Source organism: Sphingomonas mangrovi (assembly GCF_047975845.1).
Taxonomy (GTDB): domain Bacteria; phylum Pseudomonadota; class Alphaproteobacteria; order Sphingomonadales; family Sphingomonadaceae; genus Sphingomonas.
Genome location: NZ_JBIUCZ010000016.1, coordinates 12746 through 25620 on the forward strand (window position 1 = coordinate 12746; position 12875 = coordinate 25620).

The 12875-nt window shown below is 65.3% G+C and carries 7 protein-coding genes; 1 reads left to right on the forward strand and 6 read right to left on the reverse strand.

Annotated elements, in window-relative coordinates:
• Window positions 1-127: 127 nt before the first annotated feature.
• Entirely contained in the window at window positions 128-3433 is a 3306-nt protein-coding gene (locus ACBY01_RS09625) for a TonB-dependent receptor (protein WP_416460594.1), read from the forward strand.
• Window positions 3434-3984: 551 nt separating this feature from the next.
• On the opposite strand, the gene ACBY01_RS09630 is transcribed toward ACBY01_RS09625, so the two are convergent.
• The 6 genes from ACBY01_RS09630 to ACBY01_RS09655 form a co-directional block, all read right to left on the reverse strand.
• Window positions 3985-5451 (reverse strand): PepSY-associated TM helix domain-containing protein, encoded by a 1467-nt coding sequence (locus tag ACBY01_RS09630; protein WP_416460595.1) that lies wholly within the window; start codon window positions 5449-5451, stop codon window positions 3985-3987.
• Window positions 5448-6005: a hypothetical protein gene (locus ACBY01_RS09635; protein WP_416460596.1), complete on the reverse strand. Its 558-nt coding sequence runs from the start codon at window positions 6003-6005 to the stop codon at window positions 5448-5450. Before ACBY01_RS09635 ends, ACBY01_RS09630 begins: the two co-directional genes overlap by 4 nt.
• A complete protein-coding gene (locus ACBY01_RS09640) occupies window positions 6005-8284 on the reverse strand; it encodes a TonB-dependent receptor (protein WP_416460597.1) in 2280 nt (759 codons plus the stop codon). Before ACBY01_RS09640 ends, ACBY01_RS09635 begins: the two co-directional genes overlap by 1 nt.
• A gap of 639 nt (window positions 8285-8923) precedes the next feature.
• Window positions 8924-9205 carry an I78 family peptidase inhibitor gene (locus ACBY01_RS09645; protein WP_416460598.1) on the reverse strand — a complete coding sequence of 94 codons (282 nt, stop codon included), beginning with the start codon at window positions 9203-9205 and terminating at the stop codon, window positions 8924-8926.
• 431 nt (window positions 9206-9636) lie between these two features.
• Window positions 9637-12063, reverse strand: coding sequence for an FtsX-like permease family protein (locus ACBY01_RS09650; RefSeq protein WP_416460599.1), 2427 nt, complete (start codon window positions 12061-12063; stop codon window positions 9637-9639).
• A gap of 11 nt (window positions 12064-12074) precedes the next feature.
• Window positions 12075-12752, reverse strand: a complete 678-nt coding sequence (locus tag ACBY01_RS09655; protein WP_416460600.1) for an ABC transporter ATP-binding protein — start codon at window positions 12750-12752, stop codon at window positions 12075-12077.
• Between the last annotated feature and the right edge of the window lie 123 nt (window positions 12753-12875).

The following is a 12875-nucleotide window of genomic DNA, read 5'->3' on the forward strand; positions in this document are numbered from 1 at the left end:
TACGCTAACATGTGCTTCGAAGGCAGCTGGCTGAAATCGGAGCGACCAGACTTTCCGGCGTTGAACCGGAAGGCGGTCCAGGGATGAGGGAGAAGAGGGCATGACTACGGATCGTGGACTGCGTGCCGTGAGCCGCCGCAGCGCGCATCGCCTGCGGCTGGGGGTATCGGGACTGGCGCTGATTTGTGCGGCGACGCCGGTATGGGCGCAGACTGCGCCGGGCACGCAAAATGACGACGACGCGACACCGACCAAGCCGGTCGCCAGCGGATCGCAGGGAACAACCTCCGGCACGCCTGGCGTGGACGCCGGAACCGGCGCCACCGCTCAGGATCAGGCGGGCAGCACCACTGGAACGTCGGGCAGCTCGCAGGATGCCGCAGTAGAGGCGCCGGACACGAGCCGTGACGAGATCGTCGTCACCGGCGTTCGCCAGAGCCTGGCAACCGCGCAGAACATCAAAAAGAACTCTGACACCGTTGTGGACGCGATCACCGCGCAGGACATCGGCGCGCTGCCGGATCGTTCGGTCAATGAAGCGCTGCAGCGAGTGCCCGGCGTCGCAATCAGTCGCTTCGCCGCACCGACCGATTCTGCCCACTTCTCGGTAGAGGGATCAGGCGTCGTCATCCGCGGCCTGAGCTATGTCCGCGGCGAGTTCAACGGCCGCGATACCTTCGCCGCCTCGGGCGGGCGCGAGATCGGGTTCAACGACGTGCCGAGTGAGCTGATCGGATCGGTCGAGGTGTTCAAGAACCTCACCGCAGACCTGATCGAGGGCGGCATCTCGGGCACCGTCAACATCAACACCCGCAAGCCGTTCGATCAGGACCAGCGGCTGATCTACCTCTCCGGGAGCATGAACTACGGCGATCTGGCGCAGCGCGGCGCGCCATCCGTCGTGGGACTGTATAGCCAGCAGTTCGAGTTGGGGAACGGGGGCCGCATCGGCGTGCTCGCAAGCGGCAGCTATTCGCAGCAGTTCAGCCGCGCGGATGCGGTCTTCGTGTCAGCCTACCTGCCGCGGTACAACGACGACACCAACGGCAACGGCGTTCAGGATGCGGGCGAGGGGCGCGTCGTCAATGCCGGCACCCAGTATCAGGCGACGCTGTTCGACACCTATCCGGTGCCGGAGGGTCGCGAATCGGTCTACGTCCCGATGGGCGGCGGCAATCGGACTCAGACGTTCAACCGCGAGCGCATCGGCGTGTCGGCGGCCGCGCAATACGAGAACGCTGCCGGCACCGTGTTGCTAACCGGTCAGTACCTCCGCACGGATTCGCGGCAGAACTGGATCGAGCATACAATTGAGCCGAGCTTGAGCCTAACGGACTCCGTGCTGATCAAGCCCGTACCGGGGACGACGCCCACCTATGACGGCAACGGCGTGCTGACGAGCGGATCCTTGTACCGGCCGACAGGGCCGATCTCCGGCAATCTTCCCGGTGGCGGCTATGGCGAGCTTACGCAGTTCGCGCCGAACGGCGGCCCGATCGTGTTCGCGAACCGCTACACCGAGGGAAAGGCAGTCACCCAGGATTTTTCGTTCAACGCCAAGATCGATCCCGTCGAGCGACTGCACCTGAACCTCGACGCGCAATATGTGAAATCGAACTCGGACAGCATCGACGACAATGTCGGTACCACCAGCTACGGCGGCTTCGGCATCGACGTGACGGGCAAGCACCCGCAGGTGACGTTCGAGCCGCAGGGCCGCGACCCAGCCGAGTATTTCAGCAACCTGTCGTCGATCTACTTCCACGACGCGATGAACAATCGCACCGACAACGACGGCGAAGAATGGGCATTCCGCGGCGACGTCCAATACGACTTCAGCGAGGACAGCTTTCTGCGCAAGGTGCGGGTCGGTGGCCGCTATGCCAAGCGCGACCAGACGGTGCGTACCAACGACTACAACAATTGGGGTGCGCTGTCGGAGACCTGGACGAGCGGTGGCCCGATCGCACTGGGAACGGAGGCCAGCAACGTCACGCTGTTCCCCTACTCGGACTTCTACCGCAACAACTCGACCCAGCCGCCAGCGACGAACTATATTTCCGACGCGGTGCTTCGCGATCATGATGCGCTGACGGAAATGCTGCGTCGTGTGGCCGCCGCGGGCGGTGGCACCTATGTGGCGCTCGAGGATCGCACCGACCTGGTGGACGATTATTTCCGATCGAATGAGTATTACCGGAATAAGGAGACCACCTGGAGCGCCTATGCCCGGGCCGATTTCGGCGTCGACGACTTAGGCAACGGCATGTCGCTGTCCGGCAACATCGGTGTGCGGTTCGTGCATACCAAGGACCAATCCTATGGAGCGCTGACCTTCCCGTCCCAAAGCCAGATCCTCGGAAGCTACACCAACGCTGCGGACTTCTGCGGCGCCGTCCTTCCCGGCAACACGATCCCCGCTTTCTGCTTGCTGACACCGGCTCAGCAGACTGCGGTGCTCGACTTTGCCAACGGAGAATCTTTCCCGGAGGTCGCGGCCCAGAGCTTCAACCACTGGCTGCCGAGCCTCAACATAAAGCTTCAGGCCACGCCGAAGCTGCTGTTCCGCTTCGCCGCCTCTAAGGCGATCTCGCGTCCAAACTTCGGGGACCTGCGCAACTTTACGGGGGTCACGCCGGGCACCGCAAGCGCGGCCAACTCGTCAAGCTCGTTCGGCTTCCAGTCGACCGCGCGCAACCCGTTCCTCCGCCCGGTCGAGGCCAAGCAGTTCGACCTCACCGCGGAATGGTATTTTGCCCGGGTCGGCTCGCTGACTGGCGCGGTGTTCTACAAGCAGCTGTCGAACATCATCCTCGACAACTATGGTTATACCCGGACGTTGGCCAACAACGGCCAGACCTTCGACGTGCTGATCAACGGCCCGGCCAACGCGCCGGGCAAGGGCGACGTCAAGGGCTTCGAACTCAGCTACCAGCAGACGTACGACTTCCTGCCGGGGCTGCTGTCGGGGCTCGGTGCGCAGGCAACCTTCACTTACGTGAAGCCGGGCGATATCCCGAACGGGGTGCCGTCGAATCCCGACCTAAACAATGCGCCGCCCGTCGACACGGGTTCCCTCTACGAGAATCTGCCGCTCACCGGGCTGTCGAAGTATAACTTCAACGTCGCCGCGTTCTACGACAAGGCCAACATCTATGCGCGCTTCGCCTATAGCTGGCGGTCGAAGTTCCTGTTGACCAACCGTGACTGCTGTTTCCCCTTCCTGCCGGTATACGCCCTGGCAGGCGGACAACTCGACGGATCGATCTTCTTCACGGTCGACAAGAACTTCAAGATCGGCGTGGAAGGGCAGAACCTGCTCAATAATGTCACCAAGACGTCGTATCTTCTAAACGGCGATGGTCAGATGGCGCCGCGGTCCTACTTCGTCAACGACCGGCAGTTCTCGATCACCACACGTCTGACCTTCTGACCGGAAGAACGTCTGGCAGGGCGTGACCTAGGGCGTCGCTTTCCACCGTTTGGGCGGTACGAACGCGACGCCCCGATTTTTTCGGTGCCCGGTAGGTCGCAACGCCGCCGCGGAGAACCTCTTTGGCGCGAAACACGGAATGCGCAGTCGGGCGATCAAGGCGTTCGGGGCGATCTCAGGGACTTTGCTACCTCTCTGCCCCCGGTCGCATGAACTGCCGCCTGTCGCAAGAAAGCGAGCCGACTCTTCTATAACTTGAAGGTCTTTATGGGGCGGGTCCGGTTCGCAGAAGCAGCCGCGGCGCCGACCTGGCCAAGTCCGGAGTTGGCAAGCGAGAAAGGCGGCTTGAACATGTCGGTATGCGTCTTCTGACTCGCGTCGTAGGAGAGTAGATGGTGCACTGTTGTGCGGGGCGAGCGTCCAGCTCTGCTGACCATAGTCGGCAGCGCAGGCCCAGGGAGCTTCGACGACCAGCGGATTACCTTGCTCTGCCCATCTTCTCTCCTTCGTCGCATTCACCGTGCTAGCTCTGGCGTGATCCAGACGCGGGCTTACGCCATGAAGCGGACGTACTTACGTGTCAGCAGGGTGCCGGCGCCAGCGATCAGCAGCATGATGTCGATACCGAGGCCGGCCACGGCTGCGCGAGAGGTGGCGAGATGGCACGTCCCGAGCGTGATCAGCGCTACGGCCAGTGCGAGGCGCAGACAACGCGCGGCCGCGGTGGCCGGGAAGCGTAGCGTGTAGAAACCAAGCAGCAGCGCCACAGTTGCGCCGAGCCATGTCGCGAGAACCGCCGTCGCGATGGGCAGCATGATCGCCACCAGTGCCGCCAGTGCAAGGGTGAGCGGCTGACCCCAGGCGACCGCTACCCACAGCCGCTCCCATCGTGGTACCGCACGTCCCTTATCGCGTCGTCGTGCCAGCCAGATCGTGACCCCGCTCGACGTCACCACGCAGAGCGCAAGGCCGAGAAGACCGTAGAGGATGCGTACGGGCACTCCGCCGTACCATCCGAAATGCAGCTGGCCGATCCCGCCGAGAATGCGCGTACCCGCCACCAGGTCTTGCGGATGCTGGTCCTTGAGCACGCGGCCGGTCGCATCGAAGCTCGTTGTATCCTGCGGCACGAGCAGTCGGTGGCGCTCCGACGTAACAGCGATGCGCGCGTCGGCGCGGCCGGCATTCTCGATCGTCAGCTGGTGCGGATCCGCGCCAGGTGCGCGGCGGCGCGCCTCGGAAAGCACCGCGGAAAGCGGCGGCAACGGAGCGGGCGCCGCGTTTATCGCGGGTGGCGGGTCGAGAAAAAGGCCGTACACTTTCGCCGTATCGCCGCGGTACAGCAGCATCGCCAGCACACCGACGATCAATGTGCTGAGCCCCAGCAGCGCCCCGGTAAGGGCGATCACGACGTGGAACGGCAGCGCCCAGATGCCGAGCCGGTTGTGCAGGTCCGCCTCCTGCAACCGCCTCGATCCGCCGAGGCGCAGGTGAAAAGCATCCTTGAACACGCGCGGATGCGCGAGGATGCCAGACACGAGCGAGGACAACAGCGCCACACCCGCCAACCCAACGATGAACTCGCCCCAGCTACGCGGCAGGTGCAGCGCGATGTGAAGATTCAGGATAAAATCCGAAAACGCCGTCGCCTTTTCGACGAGGGCGCCCTGCGCATCCACAGCCCACTCGCGCTTATACGTCGACGAATGAGCGATGATCGCTGCGCCCGGCTCGTCGACAGACGGCAAGGCGGCATAAAGGGTCGTGTCGGCCGGCACCTGCCGTCCCGCGGTATTGAGCGCGCGCGCCATCGCCGCATCGTCGATCCGGGTGACGACCGGCGCGGCTGGCTGTTCCCAGCGTTCTAGGTCGTGAACGAAGACCGCCAGCGTGCCCGACAGGCACACCAGATAGATCACTGCAGCGAAGGCGAGGCCGAGAATGCCGTGTCCGCTGAGCACCGCGCGGACCGTCGCCGGCGATAGCGGCCACCGGCTCTTCCCCTTTGTCGCGTTCACGCCAGTCCTCGCATCGCCGCAAGCGCGAAGCCGGCGATCGTCGTCCCGATCAGCACCGCCAGCGCGCGTAGCAGGCGCTGGTCCGCGAGTGTCCAGGTCATTGCCAGTGCCCAGGCCAGCGGCATCAACAGCCCGCCGACGATGATCCGCGTGCGCGGGTCACCGGGCGTCCAGGCAGCGTAGCAGAAGGCGATTCCCATTGCGGCCGTCATGCCAAGCGGTCCGGCAAGCAGGAACTTGAGCCAGCCGCGCCACGCACGAGATGGACCTTCCAGCGGCTCGAGCGCGAGGCTGTCACGCGACACGCGCGCCGTCCGCACGACGCGCCCCTGCGCCACGACGCCGATTGCCCCGACGCCGACCGCCGCGGTTGCCAGCGCCACGCCCTTTACGGGGCCGACCGCCAAAGCGCCGAGCAACAGGGTGGCGAGCAGCACGATCCATCCTGCCGCGACCAAGGCCGGGCGATCACGGGCACGATCGGCCCAGGCGCGGCGCAGCAGTACGGCGCCGCTCGCGCCGCCCGCGGCGCTGGCCACAGCCACTGCCAGCATCAGAAGTGCACCTCCAGGCCGCCGCCGAACGTCTGGGGGTCGCCGAGGATCGCACGGTTGCTGCTCGCGAAATCATACTGCTTGTACGCTTCGTCCAACAGGTTGCGCGCGTAGGCGAAGAGCGTGAAACGCTCCACTTCCCAGCCGATCCGCGCATTGACGACGGTGCGCCCCGGCAACTTCCCCTGCACCTGCGTGACGCCGACATCGCTGTAAGCCGGCCCCCGATAGTTGGCGTTGAGATTGCCGACGACAGGACCGACGCGCGCATTCACCCCGCCTGCGACCGTCCAATGCGCCGCATAGGGGAATTCCGACCCGGCGAGATCGATGGCGCTGGTTGCGCCATTTGGCAGCGTGAAATCGTCGAACTTGGTGCGGACGTGACCGACCGAGGCGTAGGCGTCGACCGCGTGGCCGATCCGCCCCTGTGCCTCGATCTCGAACCCGTAGAGGTGCGACTTGCCGGCGTTGACCGTGTTGTAGTCGAACTCGTTCAGGCCGAAAAAGGCGTTCGTCTGCTGCTTCTTCCAATTGATGTAGAAGAGGTTCGCATTCAGCGTCAGCCTGCCGTCCAGCCAGCGCGAGCGCAACGATCCCTCATAGTTCCAGCTATATTCGGGGTCATAGGGCACCAGCAGGGCGCGCGCCGGGTTCTGGCTGGATCCTCCAGAGCGATAGGCGCGCTGCACCGTTAAGGTGGTGGTGACGTCGGGCGTCCATTCCATGCTGATCCCCGCCTTGGGAAGAAAGGCATCGAAGCTGCGCGCATTGCTCGCCCGCGCCGAATTGGCGCCTTGCACGAGCCCGAGCACGCCCTGATTGACGGCCGAGATGGCGAGGAACAAGGGGGTTCCCGGCGCGCCGAATGAGGTCGGGGTCGGCAAAGTGCCGGCAAAGGTTGCCACCGTCTCTGCCGTGTAGCGGTTCGCCTCGTGATCGTAGCGGAAGCCGCCGATCAGCGAGAGCCGGTCGGTGAGGCGGTAGCGTGCATCGCCGAACAGCGCCGCCGTGCGCACGAGTTGCGGCGCATCGGCGGCATAGGCGATCGGAATAACCGGCAGCGCGTCGGTATAGAGGTTGGCGATCTGCGTCGCCGTCGCGGCGGGGAAGCCGCCGCCCTGCAACAATGCTGCGATCGTACCGGTCGGCGTGGTGATGTTCAGCCGGTTTGCGGCGACCAGCCCGCCCGAGCGGCGATAGGCCCAGGCGCCCAGCACGCCGCTCAGCCGCTCGCCGTCGTAGTTGAGACGTAGTTCCTGCGTCCAGGTGCGAAAGTCGTTGGTGTTGTCGACTACCTGCAAGTCCGCCGCCGTGCCATCGGTGTCGATCGTTGCACGCGTATGGGTCTTGTTGAAGGACGTGATGCTCGACAGACGCAGTCGCGGCGTGATTTCGTAGCTGGCGTCGAGCACGGTGATGTCGCTTCTGACATGCCCGCGACTCGGCGCATTCCCGGTTGAAACGCGGTTGTCGTAGAAGTTCGGCACGTCGGTTCGGGTGTATTCGTACAAATAGCCGCCGTCGCGCCGCACGCGATTGTAGCTCGCCTGCACTTCCAGCCCCGGCAGCGCGCCTGGCGTCCATCTCAGCTTGCCGCGCAGGTTGAGCGATTGGAGCGCGTCGTCATAGCCGCCGCGCGTGACGTTGCGGATGAGCCCGCGATCGTTGCGTCGCTCGGCCGAGAACCGCACGCCGAGTTCACTCCGGATCAACGGGCCGCCGACTGCGGCCGAGAAGGTCCGGTCGTTGAACTCGCTCCACAGCACGCGCGCGTCACCGCTGTACTCGGTGGTCGAGGCGTCGCGTGTCGTCAGTACGATCGCACCAGCGAGCGCATTGAGCCCCTGAATGGTCGACTGCGGGCCGCGCAGGATCTCGACCTGCTGGATGTCCCACAGGTCGGTCGGGCCTCCGAACAGCGCCTCGCGGGGGATCGGCGCGCCATCGACATAGACGGTCGCCGTGTCGGCGTTGCCGCCGGCACCCACGCCTTGGTTGTTGATCCCGCGGATCGTGAAGCCGGCGCCACCATAAGTTTCGGCGATGTTGGCGGTGCGGTTGTAGATATCCTGGATGGTGAGGATGTTCTCCTGCTGAATTCGCTCGGGCGTGGTCACCGCAACGCTCGTCGGCGTGTCCTGCAGCGTGCGGCTGGACTTTTCGCCCGTGACTACGATCTCCGCGCCTTGCGGTTCGTCCTCCGCCTGCTGAGCGTTTGCGGCATCGGTCCAGAACAAGGCGCACGTCAGCGCCGAGATGTAGATGTTGCGCATCATGTCCCCCAAGAATGCCGATGCCTCTGGCAACACCGCTATCGCGAGTCAATTGCATATACGTAGGCGGCGGGGGAATGATCTCCACGCGCTTCAGCACGGTCAGGCCTCTTCGGCCACTGAGGCATTCTTGAACCAATCGGCGTCGTAGCCGCAGTCGTCCAGCAGCCACTGCGCCTCCGGCAGATCGTCCAGCACCGCCGCTTCGCCAATGTGGTCACCACCCTTTTCATCGGTCGTGCGTACGGGCAGGGCTCGTCGGGTCGGTAAGCCAATCGCCCCCTCACGTCCGCTGATTACCCACCTCAGGTCCTAGCCGGCCGAACTCGGCTCACGGAACGCCGCGACTGGGTGAGATGATGGATGGACGGTGACGGTCATGCCGGACGTGAGGTCGAGCTGCCTCGATCGACCACCTCCCAGCACGGTCACGCGGACGATCAGGCGCCGCGGCGAGACACCTCTGGCGTCGATGAGGCGGCGGCTGTCCTCAACGACCTGGTTTGCCCAGACTCTCGGACCATTGACGGATGCAGTCGGCCCAGGACCCGCCCCATCTTCGAAAGGGCCCTACGCTGCGCGGTGGGCGAGCAGCGGTAGGGGCCCGTGGCGAGGAAGAGCAAATTCACCGCCTTCCAGCGCTCATCCGCAGGAAGCGGAAACTACCCGGCCATCTTCGACCGTCACGGTTATGCGCTCGACGCGATAGTCCTTGGTCGTCGGGTCACCGGGGGCGATGCGCCGGACGATCGTGCTGCCGGTGCGGTGGAGGATTGTAGCGTCGTCAGGCGGAACTTGGCCCACGAGCGTCGCGGCAGCATCGGCGCTGCATTCCGCCGCACCGGCAGGATCGCCAGCACGAGTAGAGGCGCAGGCACCCAACCCCAGCGATACCATCAGCGTGCTTAGGGCAATCATCTTCATCGTCGTACCTCCGTTTGCGTAACCTCGCCGTTAGCGGGTCGAACAGGAACGATAGACGTAGTCGGCAGGGTAAAGCCGCAACAAGGCTTGGATTGCCGCGATGCTCCGGCGGTACGATTAGCTCGTGCCAATATCCAGCCATCGGCAGGGGGAGCGGCTAGAATGTGGCCGTTCCCGCCGCCGGTTAAATGGCCGCGGCCCCGTAGCGGTCCGCGAGGTCGCGCGTCGGCGCGCTGTCCGGTCGGGCTTGGCTGACGCGCGCCCAGGCCGCCTCCGCTCCGCGCCGCTATTGGAACAGCAGGGGGTTATTGCGGCCGCCTGGGTTCGTGCCTCGGCCAGCGTAGGCGGTAGCCCGTATGGCGGCGCTACTGCCGCCGATAGAGTGCCCGTGTCCTGGCTCACCGCGGCGGGATAGGCGGCGGCGACCGTCGTTATTCGTGGCGCAGAGCCCAGGCCGGGGTTGCGCGGCTTGCACGCACCGCCTGACCGAGCACGGTCAGCACGGCAATGACCAGCCCGAGAGCGGTCCCGCCGATGAAGTAAAGCGGCGACACCGCGATGCGGTCGTGGAACCCGGCGAGCCATGTCCGCATCGCCACGAACGCGAGCGGCCAAGCGATCAGGTTGGCGATGAGGACGGGGCGGAGAAACTGACCGACGAGCAGCTTGACGATGTCCGCCGACGAGGCGCCAAGCGTCTTCCGAATGCCGATCTCACGAATCCGGCGTAGGGTGCTGAAAGAGGCGAGGCCCCATAGCCCGACACACGCGATCACAACCGCCAGCCCGGCACCGACACCGAACAATCGCGCCGCCTGCTCGTCACTTGCATAAAAGGACGCAAGCCGTTGATCGGCAGTGGCGACGACCAGCGGAACGTCGGGAAGGAACTGCTGCCAGGTCATTCGCACACGATCCAACATCGCGGCAGATTCCCCGGTGAAGCGGACGGCGGCGATCGGCTTTGGCACCCCCTCCCGGTGATATTGATAATAGGTCGCCGTCTCCGGTACTCGCGGCGAGAAGAAGCGCAGCCGGTCGATGACCCCGACGATGGTCCGAGGATAAGCGCCGCCAACGGTCTTGCCCACCGCCTCGGCGGGTGAACGGAACCCGAGCGCGGCTACGGCGGCACGGTTCAGGATGATGTTGCGGCCCTGCTTCCAGCGGGTCCAGTCGCTCGAATCATCGGTCGCGTGTGTATCGTCGAAGAAGCGGCCGGCGAGCAGCGTGGGGCCGTACGCGCGGAAGAAGTCCGGGCCGACACCTTGCGCCGTAATAGTCACGCCAGGGTCCGGCGTGCCCGGCATCGTGATCGCGTCGATATTGGTTTCGCCATCGCCCCCGGGACCGGCGCTTCCGTCGCCGACTGCGATGACGCCCGGTACTTGGCGCAGAGCCGCGAGGAACGGCTGCGCCCGGTCGGCAAACACCCGCTTGTCCGCCAGCGATGGAATGACGAGCAGGCCGTCGCGCCGAAAACCCAAGTCCGAGCGACGCGTCTGTGCCGTCTGCGCAACAAGCACGGCTGTGCCGATGATGAACGCGATGGCGAGGCCGAACTGGACGACCACCAACGCCTCGCGAGTTCGTCGGGCAGCCCGTCCGCCGCCAGGTGTCGGGGCGTACGCCAGGACCGCAGCAGCGGGGAAGCGCGCCAGCAGGAGCGCCGGATACAGGCCAGCCAAGCCGCCGATCATCAGAACCATCGCGATCAGCAGCGGGAGAACCAATGCGTATGGGAATGTCAGCGACAGACCGCCGGCGGCGTTGACGAGCGGCAAGCTCACCTCCGCGAGGATCAACCCGGCTAGGGCCGCGATCGCCACGGTCACACAGGCCTCGCCGAGAAACTGGCGGACCAGCGTGGCGCGATCGGCGCCCAACACCTTGCGCATCGCCACCTCGCGGGCACGCAATCCCGCCCGGGCCGTCGCCAGGTTCACATAGTTGACGATCGCGATCAGCAGCGTGAGTACGCCGACGATGCCGAGCGTGATGACGGTGAGCTTGCGCCCGGCACTTTCCACGCCGGGCGGCTGGAGGTGGACTCGGGTGATCGGCAGCAGCGGCAGGCCAATGACCTTGTCGGGTGCAGGTCCAAGATCCTGCCCAGCATGGCGACGGATGAACGCCGGCATCTTTTCCTCGAATGCGCGTGCTGCCGTCTTGTCCGGAAAGCGCAGGAATGTGCTGACGCCCGCAGTGCCCCATGTGTACCAGTCCCATTGCGCCGGTGGTGGCTTGCGTGGGATCGGAAGGAGGATCGATGCCTTCAGGTCGGTGGTCGTCGGTAAGTCGTCGAAGACACCGGCGATCCGATAGCGTTCGGGTGCGTCGACGGCGACCGTGATGGTGCGCCCGAGAGGATCGGAGGCTCCGAACAGCCGGCGAGCCTCCGTGCGGCTGACGAATGCCGCAGACGGATCCTGCAACGCGGCCGCGCCTTCGCCGGACACCATCGGCAATGCGAAGACCTCGAAGAACGACGGATCGACCTGCGCGACGTCGGCTCTGGTAGCTTGGCCGTCCTGGATCAGTGCACCGCTGTCCTTGCCACCGCGGATGCGGGTCCCGACGATGCCGGGGAAATCCAAGCGCATCTGCTCCAGCAGTCCAGCCATGGTGCCCGGATAGGCGCCGTTGAGCGGACTAGCCGGTAGATGCAGTTCGGTCTGCACGAGGTAGATCTCATCATGGTGCGGCAGCCATTTCTCGAAGCTGGTCTCGAAGCGCACGTAGAGCGCCAGGACGGAGAACACCGCAATCCCGACGGCCAGCCCGCCGATGTTGAGCGCTGCGTAAAGCTTGTGGCGCGTCAACGCGCGGTAGAGCGAGGCGAGTGCGAAGCGGTTCATCGTCCGATCCTTCAGATCGCGCGAACGGCGCTGGCGACGATGCGGCCGTCGAGCATGTCGATGCGGCGCCGCGCCATGTCGGCGTGGCTGGGCGAGTGGGTGACCATCACGATCGTCGCCCCTTCGGCGTTCAGTCCGGTGAGGATGTTCATCACCTGCTCGCCATTGGCGGTGTCGAGGTTGCCGGTCGGCTCGTCCGCCAGGATCAGCTTGGGATCGCCGACGATTGCGCGAGCGATGGCGGCGCGCTGCTGCTGGCCGCCCGAAAGCTGGTGCGGATAGTGGCGCGCGCGATGGGCGATGCCTACCTTGTCCATCGCCGCCGCGATCCGCGCCCGGCGGTCGCCGGCGTCCTTGCGATAGGCGAGGCCCAGCGCGACATTCTCCTCGATCGTCAGTTCGTCGATCAGGTTGAAGCTCTGGAAGACGAAGCCCAGCGTCTCGCCGCGGAAGCGCGCCAGCGCGTGTTCGTCGAGCGTCGCCAGGTCGCGGTCGCCGAACAGATAGCGGCCGGCGGTCGGGCGATCGACGGTGCCGAGCGTGTTGAGCAGCGTCGACTTGCCGCAGCCCGACGGTCCCATGATCGCGACGAACTCGCCCGCTGCGACGTGGAGGTCGACGTCGTGGAGCGCGGTGGTCTCGACCTCGTCGGAGACGTAGCGGCGCTGGATGTTCTCAAGACGGATCATGACGCTGCCTTCAAGCGGATGTTGGTCGGGGCTGCTATGTCGGTCGAGCCAGGTGCCGGGGTTTGGCGCCACAGCATCATCGCGGCGCAGACCATCGCCAGCGCGACCGGCCTCGCACGTCGC

Coding starts and splice junctions, on each gene's coding strand:
- ACBY01_RS09655 (WP_416460600.1), bottom strand. CDS start 12,752: ATGATCCGTCTTGAGAACATCCAGCGCCGCTACGTCTCCGACGAGGTC.
- ACBY01_RS09645 (WP_416460598.1), bottom strand. CDS start 9,205: ATGAAGATGATTGCCCTAAGCACGCTGATGGTATCGCTGGGGTTGGGT.
- ACBY01_RS09640 (WP_416460597.1), bottom strand. CDS start 8,284: ATGATGCGCAACATCTACATCTCGGCGCTGACGTGCGCCTTGTTCTGG.
- ACBY01_RS09650 (WP_416460599.1), bottom strand. CDS start 12,063: ATGAACCGCTTCGCACTCGCCTCGCTCTACCGCGCGTTGACGCGCCAC.
- ACBY01_RS09635 (WP_416460596.1), bottom strand. CDS start 6,005: ATGCTGGCAGTGGCTGTGGCCAGCGCCGCGGGCGGCGCGAGCGGCGCC.